Source organism: Kitasatospora sp. NPDC058243, from assembly GCF_042882025.1.
Taxonomy (GTDB): Bacteria; Actinomycetota; Actinomycetes; order Streptomycetales; family Streptomycetaceae; genus Kitasatospora.
Window position 1 is genome coordinate 1 of record NZ_JBHVWW010000116.1, and the last position, 14,458, is coordinate 14,458.

The 14,458-nt window shown below is 75.9% G+C and carries 10 protein-coding genes; 2 read left to right on the forward strand and 8 right to left on the reverse strand.

Going from position 1 to position 14,458, the window contains the following annotated elements; all coding sequences use genetic code 11:
- The 7 genes from ACFVX9_RS38675 to ACFVX9_RS38705 form a co-directional block, all read right to left on the reverse strand.
- The coding region (locus ACFVX9_RS38675) for an AMP-binding protein (protein ID WP_387986881.1) at positions 1-1,375 on the reverse strand (1,375 nt) is incomplete at its 3' end.
- Between the two features lie 55 nt (positions 1,376-1,430).
- Positions 1,431-2,606, reverse strand: coding sequence for an acyl-CoA dehydrogenase family protein (locus ACFVX9_RS38680; protein WP_063350751.1), 1,176 nt, complete (start codon positions 2,604-2,606; stop codon positions 1,431-1,433).
- Positions 2,603-5,713, reverse strand: coding sequence for an amino acid adenylation domain-containing protein (locus ACFVX9_RS38685; RefSeq protein ID WP_387986884.1), 3,111 nt, complete (start codon positions 5,711-5,713; stop codon positions 2,603-2,605). Before ACFVX9_RS38685 ends, ACFVX9_RS38680 begins: the two co-directional genes overlap by 4 nt.
- A gap of 314 nt (positions 5,714-6,027) precedes the next feature.
- The gene (locus ACFVX9_RS38690; protein WP_387986887.1) at positions 6,028-7,302 is read right to left on the reverse strand and encodes a non-ribosomal peptide synthetase; all 1,275 of its coding nucleotides are present in this window, start codon (positions 7,300-7,302) and stop codon (positions 6,028-6,030) included.
- A gap of 74 nt (positions 7,303-7,376) precedes the next feature.
- Positions 7,377-8,669 carry an MFS transporter gene (locus tag ACFVX9_RS38695; protein ID WP_380344740.1) on the reverse strand — a complete coding sequence of 431 codons (1,293 nt, stop codon included), beginning with the start codon at positions 8,667-8,669 and terminating at the stop codon, positions 7,377-7,379.
- Positions 8,670-9,058: 389 nt separating this feature from the next.
- A complete protein-coding gene (locus ACFVX9_RS38700; RefSeq protein ID WP_063350747.1) occupies positions 9,059-10,147 on the reverse strand; it encodes a PP2C family protein-serine/threonine phosphatase in 1,089 nt (362 codons plus the stop codon).
- A 230-nt stretch (positions 10,148-10,377) separates the two neighbouring features.
- Positions 10,378-11,031 (reverse strand): maleylpyruvate isomerase family mycothiol-dependent enzyme, encoded by a 654-nt coding sequence (locus ACFVX9_RS38705; RefSeq protein WP_380344743.1) that lies wholly within the window; start codon positions 11,029-11,031, stop codon positions 10,378-10,380.
- Between the two features lie 71 nt (positions 11,032-11,102).
- On the opposite strand from ACFVX9_RS38705, the gene ACFVX9_RS38710 reads away from it, so the two are divergent.
- Positions 11,103-12,065, forward strand: coding sequence for a LysR family transcriptional regulator (locus ACFVX9_RS38710; protein WP_380344746.1), 963 nt, complete (start codon positions 11,103-11,105; stop codon positions 12,063-12,065).
- Between the two features lie 87 nt (positions 12,066-12,152).
- On the opposite strand, the gene ACFVX9_RS38715 is transcribed toward ACFVX9_RS38710, so the two are convergent.
- Positions 12,153-13,298, reverse strand: coding sequence for an erythromycin esterase family protein (locus tag ACFVX9_RS38715; RefSeq protein ID WP_387986892.1), 1,146 nt, complete (start codon positions 13,296-13,298; stop codon positions 12,153-12,155).
- A gap of 90 nt (positions 13,299-13,388) precedes the next feature.
- Here ACFVX9_RS38715 and ACFVX9_RS38720 point away from each other — a divergent pair, with 90 nt between their 5' ends.
- Positions 13,389-14,177, forward strand: a complete 789-nt coding sequence (locus ACFVX9_RS38720) for a TioE family transcriptional regulator (RefSeq protein WP_387986895.1) — start codon at positions 13,389-13,391, stop codon at positions 14,175-14,177.
- The last annotated feature ends 281 nt before the right edge of the window (positions 14,178-14,458 follow it).

Sequence of the window (14,458 nt, forward strand, 5' to 3'; positions counted from 1 at the left end):
AGGGCCCCTCGACGGTCTGGACGAAGGCGAGCAGCCGGACGCCGCCGGTCGGCGCCGGGGCCGCGGCCACCACGGCCCGGCGCACCCGCGGGTCGCGCTCGAACGCGGCCTCGACCTCGGCGGGTTCGACCCGGACGCCGCTGACCTTGACCTGGTCGTCGAGCCGGCCGTGGAACTCCAGCACGCCGTCGGCGCCCATCACCACCCGGTCGCCGCTGCGGTAGACCCGGTCGATGCCGTCCACGCCGGGCGGCACGCCGACGAAGCGCCGGGCGGTCAGCTCGGGGTCGAGGTAGCCGGCGGCCAGGCCCCGGCCGCCGATGCGCAGCTCGCCGGCCTGGCCGCGCGGCACCGGCCGGCCGTCCTCGTCGGTGACCAGGACGACCGCGCCCGGGACGGGCAGCCCGATCGGGGGTGCGCCGGCGCCGTGGTCGAGGCCGGGCGCCATGGTGTGCACGGTGGTGGTGACGGTGGCCTCGGCGGGGCCGTAGGCGTTGTGGACGGCCGCGGTGACGTCCGGGCCGGGGGCGCGGCGCAGCCGGTCGCCGCCGATGGTGAGGTGGCGCAGCGCCAGCCCGTCCGGCCACGCGCGCGCCAGGATCGGCTCGGCGAGCGGGGTGGGCAGGATGCTGACGGTGACGCCGGCCTCGCGCCACCAGTCGGTGAGCGCGCCCGGGTCCCAGCGGACGGCCTCGGGGGCGAGGGTGAGCGCGGCGCCGGAGGTGAGGGTGGCCCACAGCTCCAGGACGTGCGGGTCGAAGGACACGCCGATCAGCAGGCTGTGCCGCTCGCCGGGGCCGAGGCCGGTCAGCTCGCGGTACCAGTGGAGCAGCGCGCCGAGGGCGGGCTCGCCGACGGCGACGGCCTTGGGGGTGCCGGTCGAGCCGGAGGTGAGCACCGCGTAGTGGGTGCCGGCGGGCACGTGGACCTGCTCGCCGGGGACGAACGCGGCGACCACGTCGGTGGTCGGGTCCAGGTCGAGCGCCAGCTGCTCGCCGCCCTGGGGAAGCCGGGCCGGGTCGCCGACCAGGCAGGCGGGCCGCAGCTGCTCGGCGACGGCCTGGAGCCGGCGCTCGCCGGGGCGCGGGCCGAGCGGCAGGTGGACGGCGCCGAGCTTGGCGGTGGCGAGGGTGACGGCGGCCAGGGCGGCGGAGTGGCCGAGGCAGACGCCGACCAGGTCGCCGGGGCGGATCCGGTCGCGCAGCGCCGCGGCCACGGTGTCGGCGAGGCGGTCGAGTTCGGCGTAGCTGTAGGTGCGGGCGCCGTCGATCAGGGCGGGCGCGTCCGGGGTCCGGTGCACCCAGGTGGCGAACAGGTCGAGGACCGCGCCGTCCTGGTGCGGGCGGCCGTATTCGATGCTCAGGGTTTCCATCATCGTCTCCAGGTGGTTCAGGCCGTTGACAGGCTGTTGACAGATCGTTGACGGACTGTCAGTTCAGGCCCATGGAGCGGGCGATGATCACCTTCTGGACCTCGGAGGTCCCCTCGATGATCGTGGTCATCCGCACGTAGCGGTACAGGAACTCCAGCGGGTGGCCGCGCACCCAGCCGGTGGCGCCGTGCACCTGGAGCGAGCGGTCCACCGCGCGCACGGCGGTCTCGGAGGCGGTGAGCTTGGCGAGCGCCGCGTTCTCCGGCGCCTCGGTGCCGTCGTCGACCAGCCGGGCGCAGGCGAGGGTGAGCAGCTTGGAGCACTCCACCTCGGCCCGGGTGGCCACCAGGTGCTCCTGGATGTGCTGGTACTCGCCGATCACCTTGCCGAAGGCGCGCCGCTCGCGGGCGTACTCGACGCCCATGCGCAGCGCGTACTCGGCGATGCCGTTGCACATCGCGGCGACGACCAGGCGGCCCCGGGAGAGGCTGTCCATGGCGAGGGCGGTGGCCGCGCCGACGCCCTCCTCGCCGCCGATCACGGCGTCGGTGGAGACGGTGACCTGGTCGAGCAGCAGCTCGAACAGCGGTTCGCCGGACATGCCCTCGTAGCGCTGGCCGATCCGCAGGCCGGGCTGGTCGATCGGGAGGACGAAGGCGGTGGCGCCGGCGGTGGGCCCGGCCCCCTCGCCGAGGTCGGTGGCGGTGACGACGAGCACCAGGCCGGCCCGGTCGGCGTTGCTGACGAAGGTCTTGCGGCCGTTCAGCACCCAGCCGTCGGCGGTGCGCACGGCGGTGGTGGTGAGGCGGAACGCGTCGGAGCCGGCGTGCGGCTCGGTGAGGGCGAGGCAGCGGGTCTGCTCGCCGCGCACCAGCGGCACGAGGTGGCGCTCGATCTGCTCGGGGGTGCCGTGCCGCAGCAGCGGGCTGGGGCCGTCGGAGCCGGCCAGGGCGTACGGCGCGAGCGGGCAGCCGCTGCGCCCGGCGGCGTGGTGCAGCAGGACGACGGCGGTGAACGGCATGTCGGCGCCGCCGAGTTCCTCGGGGTAGTCGCCGGCGTAGAAGCCGAGCGCGGCGGAGCGCTTGCGGACGTAGGCGCGCAGTTCGGCGGGCACCTCGTCGGCGGTCTCGGGCAGTTCGGCGGCCAGCGGGACGAGCTCGCGGCGGACGAAGCTCTCGAAGGCGTCGACGAGTTCGCGGTGGGCGTCTTCGAGGACGGCGGAGGGGGCGCTCATGCGCGGTCTGCCTTTCCGGGGTGCTGGCCGGTGAGGGCGCTGGCCTGGTCGGCCAGGACGGCGTGGCGGAACAGGGTGCGCAGCGGCGGGCGGCTGCCGAGGTGCGGCTCCAGCCAGGCGGCGAGCTGGGCGGCGAGCAGCGAGTGGCCGCCGACCTCGAAGAAGTGGGACTCGGCGGTGAAGCGGTCGTGGCCGAGCACCTCGCGCCAGGCGGCGGCGATCAGTTCCTGGCCGGGGTCGGCGAAGGCGCTCTCGGCGGCCGGGGCGGCCTCCTGGGCGGGGGCCTCGTCGGCGAGCCGGGCGAGGGCGGCGCGGTCGGGCTTGCCGCCGGGCAGGGTGGGCATCGTCTCGACGGCCGTCCAGGTGGCGGGGACGAGCCCGCCGGGCAGCCGCTGGGCGAGCGCGGCGTGCAGGGCGGCCTGGTCGGGGCGGTCGGCGCCCTCCAGGAAGCCGATCAGGCGCGGGCCGGCCTGCGGGTCGGTGTGCAGCACCACCGCGCAGGAGCGGCCGCCGAGTTCGGCGGAGGCGGCAGCCTCGATCTCCTCCAGTTCGATCCGGTGACCGCGGAGCTTGACCTGGTTGTCGGCGCGGCCGAGGAAGCACAGCCGGCCGCGCAGGTCGCGGTAGCCGCGGTCGCCGGTGCGGTAGACGCGCTCGCCGCCGAGGGCGGGCACGGTGACGAAGCGGGCCGCGGTCGGCTCCGGCAGGCCGAGGTAGCCGTCGGCCAACAGGGCTCCGCTGACGGCGAGTTCGCCGACGCAGCCGGCCGGGAGCGGGCGCAGCGCCTCGTCCAGGACGTGCAGGCGCACGCCGTCCAGTTCGGCGCCGAGCGGGATCTCGCCGTCCTCGGCCACGTCGGCGGCGGTGACCTCGTACACGGTGGAGGTGACGGTGGCCTCGGTGACGCCGTAGGCGTTCAGCACGGTGGTGGCCTCGATCAGGCCGGTCAGCGCGCGGGCGGGCAGGCGCTCGCCGCCGAGGACGAGCAGCCGGGGCGCCCAGAGGCCGTCGCGCAGCGCCTCGCGCAGGTCCTCGCGGACGGCGAGCAGGTAGCTGGTCGGCAGGTTGGCGACGGTGACGCCGCGGGCGGCGAGCACGGCGACGAGCTCGGGCCCGGTGGGCACCTCGCGCTGCGGCACGACCAGGGCGGCGCCGGCGGCGAGCGCGGGCAGCACCTCCTCCAGCGCCACGTCGAAGGACGGGCGGGCGAACAGCAGCACCCGGTCGGCGGGGGTCAGTTCGTAGCGGGCGGCGATCGCGGCGACGTACCCGGCGAGCGCGTCGCGGCCGACCAGGACGGGCTTGGGCACGCCGGTGGAGCCGGAGGTGTGGATCAGGTAGGCGGCGCCGTCCACCACTGCGGCGGGCTCGGCCTTGGGGAAGGCCGGGCCGTCCAGCAGCGCGGGGGTGACGCCGTCGGCGGGCAGGGCGAGGGCGCTCTGCCGGGTGGCCAGCACCAGGGCCGGGGCCAGCCGGTCCAGCAGCAGGCCGAGCCGGGCGGCCGGGTCCTCGGCGGACAGCGGCGCGTACACGGCGCCGTACCGCAGGCAGGCGAGCAGGGCGACGACGCTGTCCACGCCGCGCGGCAGCACGGCGGCGACCGGCTGGCCGGGGGTGACGCCGGCGGCGCGCAGGCGTTCGGCCAGTTGGGTGACGCGGCGGTCGAGCTCGCCGTAGCTGAGGCGCTCGGTGCCGGCGATCATCGCGATCGCCGTGGGGTCGTGGGCGGCGGCCGGGTCGAGACCGGCCCGGGCGACGGCGGTGGCGGGTTCGGCGGCCGGGGCGGGGTCGAGCGCGGCCAGCGTGGCCTCGGGCCGGTCGAGGTAGCAGCGCAGCAGCTGGAGCAGGCGGTCGGCCAGCAGGGTGGCCTCGGCCTCGCCGAAGAGGTCGGCGTCGTAGTCCCAGACCAGGGTCATCCCGGCACCGCCGTGCTTCTCGCCGACCACCCGGCGGTCGTCCGGCAGCAGCACCAGGTCGAGGTCGAAGCGGGTGGTGCCGGTGTTGAAGCCCTCGTACAGCGAGACTTCGAGACCGGGCGCCTGGACGTCCGGCAGCGCGGCGTCGTGCGCGCTGAACATCACGTTGAACAGCGGGTTGTCGGCGCCGCCGGTGTGCAGGCCGAGCCGGCGGGTCAGCTCCTGGACGGGCAGGTCCTGGTAGGGCAGCGCGCGCAGCAGGACGTCGGTCACCTCGTCGACGGCCTCGGTGCCGGGGGCGGACGGGTCCAGTCGCAGGTGCAGCGGCACGGTGTTCACGAACATGCCGACGGTGCCCTCGAAGCCCTCAGGGCGGTTGCCGACGGCGGTGCCGACGACGAGTTCGCGGTGCCCGGAGTGCCGGCGCAGCAGTTCGGCGAAGAGCGTGAGCAGGGTGCTGAACGGGGTGTGCCCGTCCTCCTTGCTGCGGGTGCGCAGCCGCTCGGCCAGGTCGGCGCCGATCGCCTGGCGCATCTGGCCGCCGCGGTGGCGGCGCACCGCGGCGGGGTTGGCCAGCCCGGGCAGGGTGACCTCGCGCGGGGCGTCGGCCAGCTCCCGCAGCCAGAAGGCGAGCGCGCGCTCGCGGGCGTCCGGGTCGACGGCCGTACGGGCGTGCTGCTCGTACGAGGGCGCCTCGGGCAGCTGGTAGGGCTCGCCGAGGACGTGGGCGCGGTAGACGGTGAACAGGTCGCGCAGCAGGATCGCGAAGGAGTGGCCGTCGTGGACGAGGTGGTGCTCGACGTGGATCAGCCGGTGGTGGTCCGTGCCGAGGCGCACCAGGTGCCAGCGCAGCACCGGCGCCTGCTCGGTGTCCACCGGCTCCTCGGCCTCGGCGGCCAGCAGCTCGCGGAAGGCCGCGTCCGGGTCGGCCTCGGCGGCGAAGTCGCTGCGGCGCAGTGTCGGTTCGCAGTGCTCGGCGACCCGCTGGCCCGGCAGGCCCTCCGGGCGGGGGACCAGTTCCAGGCGCAGGCCCGGGTGGTGGGCGAGGACGGCGGCCAGTCCGGCGTGCAGCGCGTCCTCGTCGAGGGTGCCCCAGAGGTCGAGCACGGCGGTGAAGTTGTACGCACGACTGCCGGGCAGCATCTGCTCGTGCAGCCAGACGATCTCCTGCGAGGAGGAGAGCGCAAACATCGGTGACTCCCTTGTGTGGTGGGCGTGTTGGCCCTGCGGTGACGGGGCGGGCGTGGATGGCCCGGCCCTGGTTCCGGGCGCGCCGGGGTGGTGGCACGGCCCGGCGGTCGGTGTGGGGATTCGGTGGCGGCTTCGGTCCGGGGCGGGTCAGGCGTCCGGGGCGGGCGTCCTGATGCGGACGTCCGGTGCGGGTCCGGTACGGCTTCGGGTCGGGGCCGGGGCGGCTTCGGGTCGGGTCCGGATCAGGCGTCCGGATCAGGCGTCCGGATCAGGTGTCCGGATCAGGTGTCCGGCGCGGGGTCGGGCCGGGCGGGTCAGGCCGTCCGCAGGTGGCGGCGCAGCGTGGCGAGCAGGTCGTCGAAGGCGGCGGTGGCGGCGTCCTCGGGGAACCGCTCGCGGTCCCAGGCGAGGCGCACCAGCAGGTCGTCGCCGTGCGAGGCGGCGACCGCGAACGGCGCGGCGAGCGGCCGCCCGGCCAGGTGGATCTCCCGGCCGGGCACGCCGCCGAACACCAGCGACGGGCGGCGGTGCAGGTCCTCCAGGGTGAGCATGCCGTCCAGGGCGCCCGTCCACGGGGCGCCGGCGGTGCGGGCGGCCCGGACCACCTCGTCGAACGGGGTGTCGGCGTGGTCGAGGTCGTCCCACCAGGCGTCGGCGAGGTCCTCCAGGGCGGTGGCCGCGCCGGGTACGGCGGGGTGCACCAGGGTGTTGAGGAAGCAGCCGAGCGCGGCGGGCGCGCCGGGCGGGCGGCCGCCCCACGGGTAGCCGAGGGCGAGCTGCCCGTCGGTCCGGTGCAGCCGGTGGGCGGCGGCCGCGGTGGCGTCCAGCAGGGCGGGGAAGAAGGCGGTGCGGGCGGCCCCCTCGGCGGCGGGCAGCCGGTGGCTGAGCATGCCGGTGGAGCCGGCCGCTCCCCCGCCCGTCCCGGTGACGCCGCCGAGCCGGCGGCCCCAGTGGGCCTGTGCGGCGGGGCCGCCGGCGGCGTCCTCGGCGGCCAGTTGCCGTTCGACGGCCTCCCGGTAGGCCGCCAGGGCGTCCTGGTCGGGGGCGGCGACGGCCTCCTGGGCGTGGTCGTCCCGGGCGTAGGCGTCGGTGAGGTCGGCGGTCAGGATGCCGAGCGACTGCTCGTCGCAGGCCGCGTGGTCCACCGCGAGGGCGAGCAGCTCCTCCTCGCCGTCCGGCTCCCGGGCCACCAGCAGGCGCAGCGCGGGCCCGTCGGCGGGCCAGTCCAGCAGGGCCTCGCGCAGGGCGGACCCGGCGGTGCCGCCGGGCGGGACGGCGATCCGGGCGGCCTCGGCCGAGGGGGCGCCGACCCGCAGGACGGGCGTGCCGCGCACCGTCCCGAAGCCGCCGCACAGCGCCGGGTGCCGGGCGGCGGTGGCGGCGGCGGCGCGGGCCAGCCGGGGCAGGTCGAGGGTGCCGCCCGGGTAGGCGTGGAACAGCGGGACGACCTCGGGCCGGCCCTGCGGCGCGAGCCTGCGGGTGATCAGGAAGCGCCGCTGGGCGCCGGTGAGCGGGAGCAGGTCCGTCGGGGAGTCGGCGGCGGCGGAACGGTACCGGGCGAGGTAGGCGGCGGTGATGCTGGCGTGCACGGAACGGTCTCCGGTTTCCGGTCTCGGTTCGGTTCGGACGTCAGGCGGCGGGGCTCGTCGGGCGGCCGGGTGCGTCAGGCGGCGGGGCTCGCGACGGGCTCCTCCCCGGCCGTGGCGGCGGTTTCGGCCGGGAGGTCCCGCAGCCGGCGCAGCGGCGACAGCAGCAGCGGCACCGGGACGAGCAGGAAGCCCGCCGCGCACAGCCACAGCGCGGCGCGCGGTCCGGCCGCGTCGGCGACGGTGCCGCCGACGAGCGCGCCGATCGGCAGCGTGCCCCAGACCAGGAAGCGCATGGTGGCGTTCATCCGGCCGAGCAGCTCCGGCGGGCACAGGCTCTGCCGGAAGCTCACCTGGGCGACGTTGTAGGCCACCGCGCCGAACAGCACCACCGCCGAGGCGATCCCGAACAGCACCACGCCCGCACCCCGGCCGGACAGCGGCCACAGCAGCGCGAACGGCGCCGTCACCACGGTGGCGAGCCAGATCAGCCGGGCCTGGCCGAGCCACGCCGCCAGCCGCCCCGCGCACAGCGCCCCGGCCAGGCCGCCGACGGCGGAGGCCGACAGCAGCAGGCCGATGGCGCCCGGCGCCAGGTCGAGCACCCGCACCCAGAACACCGTCTGCACGGCCGCCAGCACGGCGGCGAACAGGTTGGACACGGCGGTCGCGGTGGCGATCGCCCGCAGCAGGGGGTGTCCGAGCACGAAGCGCACGCCCTCGGCGACCTCGGCGCGCAGCGACCGTCCGGTCGCCGGCTCCGGTTGGGGCTCCTCGACCCGGATCCGGGCGAGCAGCAGGGCGGAGGCGAGGTAGCCGACGGCGTCGGCCACGATGGCGAGCGACGCGCCGAGCAGCTGGACCAGGCCGCCGCCGAGCCCGGGCCCGACGATCTGCGCCGAGGAGCGGACCGTCTCGATCGCGCCGTTGCCCCCGACCAGTTGCTCGCGCGGCAGGACGGACGGCAGGAAGGACTGGTGGGCGACGTCGAAGAAGACCGTCGCCACCCCGGTGACCAGCGCCACCAGGTAGAGCTGGGCCATGGTCAGCACGCCGAGCGCGGCGGCCGGCGGGATCGACCCGACGGCGAGGCAGCGCACCACGTCGGCGCGGATCAGCACCGGAAGCTTGCGCATCCGGTCCAGCCAGGCGCCGGCCGGCAGGCCGACCAGCAGGAACGCGGCGGTCTCGGCGGCGGTCAGCAGGCCGACCTCGAAGGGTGTGGCATCGAGCACCACCACCGCCACCAACGGGAGCGCGACCAGAGTCACCTGACTGCCCGTCTGGGCCGTCGCGGCTCCGGTGAGCAGGAGTCGGAAGTCGCGGTGGCCGAGCAGTCGGTCGCGGCGGGGGCTTGGCGTCTCGTTCATCAGTGCGACTTTCGGTCACCACTTCGCTACTGGGCAAGCATCGCGTCCGTTTCCGGACGAACCACGGGTCGGCCCTATCGCGCCACTCCCGCGACCCGCCCTTACGGCCCCCATACGGCCGAACACGCTCCCGCCGGGACGTCCGCGCAGGCCGCCGACCAGGGGCGGACCACTCGCGCGGCCACCCGGCACACCACGGGCCCCGCACGTCCAATTCGCCGTCCGCTATGCGGGCATTCGCATTCCGGCCACCGGACGCCGTCACTCAACTTGGCTGGATCATGCAAAACACTGACTGTCCGTCACCTGATCGTGATATCGGCCGCGCCGCAGGAGGCCGTGGGAAGAAGCACCCGCGCCGCCGGACGGGCCGGACCGGGCCCCGCCGCTCAGTCCGCCTCCCGGCAGGTCACCGCCAGCACCGCCATGTCGTCGTCCCGCGGCCCGCCCGTCCACCGCTCCACGTCCGCCACCAGCGCGTCGACGGCCTCCTGGGGGCCGTCGAACGGGCCGAGCGGGCCCAGGGCGAGCAGCGGATCGTAGAACTCCCCGGCCGCGTCCCGGGCCTCCGTCACCCCGTCGGTCACCAGCAGCAGCGTGCACCCCGGCGGGAACGGCCGGGTCTGCGGCACCGGCCGGGCCACGCCCAGCGAGCCCATCCCGAGCGGCAGCCCCGGGTCGGCGGCGTCCAACCGGCGCACCGCGTCCGGGCCGCCCAGGAGGTACGGCCCCGGGTGCCCGCAGTCGAGCGTGCGCACGACGTCCTCACCCGGCGGGAACTCGACCAGCAGTGCCGTGATGAACCCCTCCAGCCGCACCTCCTCGGCCAACAGCGCGCTCTCCCGGGCGAGCGCCCGCTCCAACCCGTCGGCCAGCGCCGCGAGGTCCGGCGCGCGGTGGGCGTCCTCCCGGAACGCGCCGAGCAGCACCGACACCGCGCCGACCGCCTGCAGCCCCTTGCCCCGTACGTCCGCGATCAGCACCCGTACGCCGTACGGGGTCGCCTGCAGCGCGTACGCGTCGCCGCCGATCAGTGCCTCGGTCTGCGCCGCCCGGTAGCAGGCGGCGACCGACAGCCGGCCCACCCGCGCGGGCGGCTCGGGCAGCACCGCCCGCTGGGCGGCCTCGGCCACCGACCGCACCTGCGCCAGCCGCTCCCCGTGCCGGGCGACGACGCGGTTGACCCAGACGCCGAGCAGCGCGGCGAAGGCCGTGTTCACCAGCTCCAGGTAGCCGTCCTGGGTGCCGATCGAGCCGTCCCGCACGGCCAGCACGAGGATGCCGGTCACATTGGCGACGCCCACCGCGAGGGTGTCCCGCAAGGTCAGCAGCGCGCCGGTCAGGACGGCGGCGGCCGCCAGGAGCGGGTCGCCCCAGTAGTCGGTGGGATCCAGGGAGTTCCAGACGAGCCCGCCGACGATCAGCAACCACGGCGCGAACCGCACGTACGGCGGCCACTGCTCGGACCTCGGGGCCATCGGAGACCTTGCTTCCCGTCTCACCGCCTATCCGGAATATGCGATTCCGATCCTAGCCACCCCTGCTCACCCCCGCGCGCCCCCGGCTGCGCCGCGGGGAGCGAAGCGCGCGGCGGCGCCTCGCGGGGTCGGGAGCCGGGGTCGGGGGCCGTGGGTCAGCCTGGCGACCTGCTTCGGTACCTGCACGGCGCTCTCGCCGACGGCCGGACACCCGAGAGCGGCCGCGCCCGCTACCCGTCCAGGGTGAACCGCCCCGCGCCCGGGCCGGTGACCAGGCCGGGCGGCAGGCGGCGCCCGTAGGCGAGCAGCAGGAGGTGTTCGGCCCGGCCCTCCACCACGGCCGGGCCCTCGCCGTACGCCCAGCCTGTGTCCGTGGCCCGCAGGTGGACGCCGTCGAGTCGGGCGCCGAAGAAGCGCAGGCTGCGGCGGGAGACGGTGGCGAGCAGGGCGGTGACCCGAGGCAGCGGGAGGCGCGAGGGCAGGCCGAGCGCGGTCGTGATGTCGAGGCCGTGGACGACGTCGTGGCCGAGGGCGGCGATCCGGCCGCCGACCGGGGGGCGCCAGGGGTGTTCGGCGTGGTCGGCGAGGGCGGCGGCGAGTTGGCGGTCGGTGAGGGCGGCGGCGTCGCGGCGGGCCACCCGGTCGGTCATCCGGTGGAGGGAGCCGCCGGCCCGCATGAGGTCCGCAAGGTTGCGGGCCGTGGAGTAGCGAAAGCCGGTGCTCATATGGGCGGCGACCTCGCGGACGCGCCAACCGGCGCACAGCGACGGGGAGTTCCACTGGTCCCGGGTGAAGGTGGTGAACACCTCGGCGAGTTCCCGGCGTTCGGCCGCGATCTGTTCGCGGACCCAGTCGACGCCCTGGTCGTGCTGCACGGTTTCCATGCCTCCAGCCTGCGGCCGGGGCCCTCCGTACGTCCAAGACCGGGGAGTTCTTCCACCTATCATCAGAAGTTATGGAACTCCGGCAGCTCCAGTACTTCGTCACCGTGGCCCAGCAGGGCAGTTTCACCCGCGCCGCCGAGCTGCTGCACCTCACCCAGCCCGGGGTGAGCGCCCAGATCCGGCAGCTGGAGAAGGAGTTGGGCCACCGGCTGCTGGACCGCAGCGGGCGCGGCGTCCGGCTCACCCCGGTCGGCGAGGCGGTGCTCCCGCACGCGCGGGCGGCGCTCGCCTCCGCCGCGGCGGCGCGGCAGACGGCGCAGGACTTCGGCGGGCTGCGGCGCGGGCACGTCCGGCTCGGGCTGGTCTCCGGGGCAGCCCTGGGCCCTGTCCCGCCGGCCGGGGCGGACGACCTCCCCGGACTCGCCACCACGCTCGCCGCGTTCCGCCGCGACCACCCGGGCATCGACCTCTCGCTGGCCGAGGACGGTACCGCGCGGATGCTCGGCGCGCTGCGCGAGGGGCACTTGGACCTCGCCGTGATCGGCCTGCCCACCGCCGCCAGCGGACGGGACGACGACGACGGCTGGCGGACGCTGGCCGGGCTCGCCCTGCACACCGTGCTGGAAGCCCCGCTGGTCGCCGCCTTCACCGGGCACCACCCGCTGGCCGGCGGACCGGACGGGCCCCTGCCGGTCGCCGCGCTGGCCGGGCACGCCCTGGTGAGCACCCCGCGCGGCACCGGCCTGCGGACGGCGCTGGAGCAGGCCCTGGCCGCGGCCGGGGCGCGCCCCACGGTCGCGGTCGAGGCGGCCGCCCCGCCGCAGCTGGCCGAACTCGCCGCGCACGGGCTGGGCGTGGCCGTGCTGCCGGATCCGCCGCCCGCCGCCGGGCTGCGGATCCGGCCGCTCACCGACCCCGTCCCGCTGGTGCGGATCGCGCTGGCCTGGCCGACCGGCCGCCCCATCGCGCCGCCCACGGCCGCGCTCCTGGGCCACTTGCGGACGTCCTATCCGGGCCCGGGGGCCCGTACCTGACGCTGCCGGGGGTCCGCCCTCCGCAGGCCGCCGTGTCAGCGCGACGGCGGTGGTGACGTCACGTCAGAGCGTGGCGGCGGTGCCCCGTCAGGACGCGGCGGCGGCGGTGCCGTCGCCGATGTGCAGAATCGCGTCGGCCCCGTCGAGGACAGCCCGGTCGAGCGGGAAGTAGCCCTGCTCAGGCGTGGTGTCGGTGCGCGTCCGGCCGCCGGCGGCCGCACCGGGCTCGACCAGTCCCCAGGTGGCGGCCCCGCGCTGGAGCGCGCCCTCGCGGGTGTCCGGCTCGGGCTCCTGGAGCCCGACGGCCGCGCTGCGCCCCAGGCTGCCGGGGACGAAGGTGTACGGCTCGTCCAGGGAGTCCAGGATGGCGCCGGCGCCGCTCCAGGCCAGGTCCAGGTCCGCCAACCGCATGGTGCTCGGCTGCCGTTGCAGGTGGAGGTTGTGGGCGAAGACGAGGGTTCCCCCTCGGCGGGCCTCGCCGCTGCGGATGTCGAGGAGGTTCTGGGCCATGAGCACGTCCCGGGTGCCGAGGAGGCCGGACAGCCGGGCGCCCGGCTCCAGGCGCTCGGCCGACTGCCGGTGGTAGCGGAGCAGGCCGAGGCCGGCGGTGAGATGCGTCCTGGCCCTGCGCCACTCGGCGCGCGAGGTCGCCGCGACCAGTTCCGGGGCCCGCGCGTACAGCAGGGTGAGCAGGTCGTCGGCGATCGTCCGCAGCTTCTCCGCCTCGGCGGAGGCGCCGGGCGACATCTCCGGGTCCAGGACCGCCTCGGGGCGGCTCCAGCGCTGGTCGTCGCCGACCAGGCCGGCGAGGTCGAGGTCGAGCCCGAGGTAGTCGCGGGCGTGTTCGAGGTAGCGCCGCGGGCTGGGTGCGCTGGTGTTCTCCGTCTGCGCGTCGAAGCCGTGGAAGGCCAGACGGTCCGCCGGCGGCCGGCTCCGGTTGTACTCGCGCATCCAGGCGACCAGCCGCCGGTTGCCGTCCAGCTCTCCGAAGCCGTGGGAGAAGCCCTCGCCCATCACCGAGTCGAGGGTGCCCACCCCCTCCTGGACGAAGTCGTTCACGGCGAGCGCGGCCACCCGGTCGGTTTCGAGGGCGATCGACCGGAATCCCCGGTCGACCAGCTGGGCGAACAGCTCGTTGCGGATCCGCGCGAAGGCCGGTTCCCGGTGGGTGGGTTCACCGAGCGCCAGCAGTGCGCACGGCGAAGGGACGAGGTCTCGCAAGTCCTGACTCATGGTCCTCAAGCGTATCCTTCAAAGAACGGTTGAGACTTTTCCTGCTCCGACCGCCCGACCCTCCGCTGAAGCCTCAAACCGGTGACCACCATGCGCCCCTCCGACCTCGCCCGCGGGCACGGCCTCTCGGCCCAGGCCGTACGCAACTACGAGCGGGACGGCTTCCTCCCGCCCGCCGAACGCACCGCCAGCGGCTACCGGATCTACACCGAGGTGCACGCGGCCGCGCTCGACGCCTACCGCTCCCTCGTCGCGGCGTACGGCCACGCGACCGGCGGCCGGATCATGACCGCGCTCCACCGGGGCGGGCTCGACGACGCCCTGACGGCCATCGACCGCGGCCACGGCCAACTGCTCCGCGACCGGGACACCCTGGACGCGGTGCGGAAGGCCATGCACCACCTTGCGGCGCGGGACCTTGCGGCGCGGCCCGACACGGCGCGAGACCTTGCGGCACGGGACATTGCGGCGGATCTTGCGGCGGGCCCGTCGGCGGCGCCCGCGGTGGACGGCGCCGTCCTGAGCATCGGCGAACTCGCCCACCGGCTCGGCGTCACCCCGGCGACCGTACGCAACTGGGAGGGCGCAGGCATCCTCACCCCCGCCCGGGACCAGGCCACCGGGCACCGCGTCTTCCGCGCCGACGACATCCGCGACGCCGAACTCGCCCACCTGCTCCGGCGCGGCGGCTACCCGCTGGACCACATCGCCACCGTGCTCCGACAGGTGCGGACGGCAGGCGGCACGGCCTCCCTGGCCGACGCCCTCGACGGCTGGCAGCGCAGGCTCACCACCCAGGGCCTGGCCATGCTCGACGCGGCCGCCCGACTCGGCCACTACCTGGGCCTGACCGGCCACCCCCGGCCGGAGCAGATCTAGGGCGTGTTTCATCATTCCCGCCGGGCGCGCGACGCCGGGCATCCCGCCTGACCGCACCGGCGAAACGTCCAAGTACACCCAGTACGAGGACGCTTCGCCGGCACGCTCAGCCGGGCGCGTAATGGGGGTACCTCCCGGCCGAAGGCTGGGGGAGCCGCGCGCTGATCCGACGCGAATGATGAAACACGCCCTAGTGTCCTGAGTCTGGAATTCGCTTCAGATATCCGGCGAGGCGTTCGAGGATCTCGTCGGCGGTCTTGGTCCAGACGTAGGGCTTCGGG

What these genes read in the sequence shown, in the direction of transcription:
- ACFVX9_RS38705 (WP_380344743.1), bottom strand. Translation starts at nt 11,031, where the DNA reads ATGGAAACCGTGCAGCACGACCAGGGCGTCGACTGGGTCCGCGAACAG.
- ACFVX9_RS38700 (WP_063350747.1), bottom strand. Translation starts at nt 10,147, where the DNA reads ATGGCCCCGAGGTCCGAGCAGTGGCCGCCGTACGTGCGGTTCGCGCCG.
- ACFVX9_RS38720 (WP_387986895.1), top strand. Translation starts at nt 13,389, where the DNA reads ATGCGCCCCTCCGACCTCGCCCGCGGGCACGGCCTCTCGGCCCAGGCC.
- ACFVX9_RS38685 (WP_387986884.1), bottom strand. Translation starts at nt 5,713, where the DNA reads ATGTTTGCGCTCTCCTCCTCGCAGGAGATCGTCTGGCTGCACGAGCAG.
- ACFVX9_RS38715 (WP_387986892.1), bottom strand. Translation starts at nt 13,298, where the DNA reads ATGAGTCAGGACTTGCGAGACCTCGTCCCTTCGCCGTGCGCACTGCTG.
- ACFVX9_RS38695 (WP_380344740.1), bottom strand. Translation starts at nt 8,669, where the DNA reads ATGAACGAGACGCCAAGCCCCCGCCGCGACCGACTGCTCGGCCACCGC.
- ACFVX9_RS38710 (WP_380344746.1), top strand. Translation starts at nt 11,103, where the DNA reads ATGGAACTCCGGCAGCTCCAGTACTTCGTCACCGTGGCCCAGCAGGGC.
- ACFVX9_RS38680 (WP_063350751.1), bottom strand. Translation starts at nt 2,606, where the DNA reads ATGAGCGCCCCCTCCGCCGTCCTCGAAGACGCCCACCGCGAACTCGTC.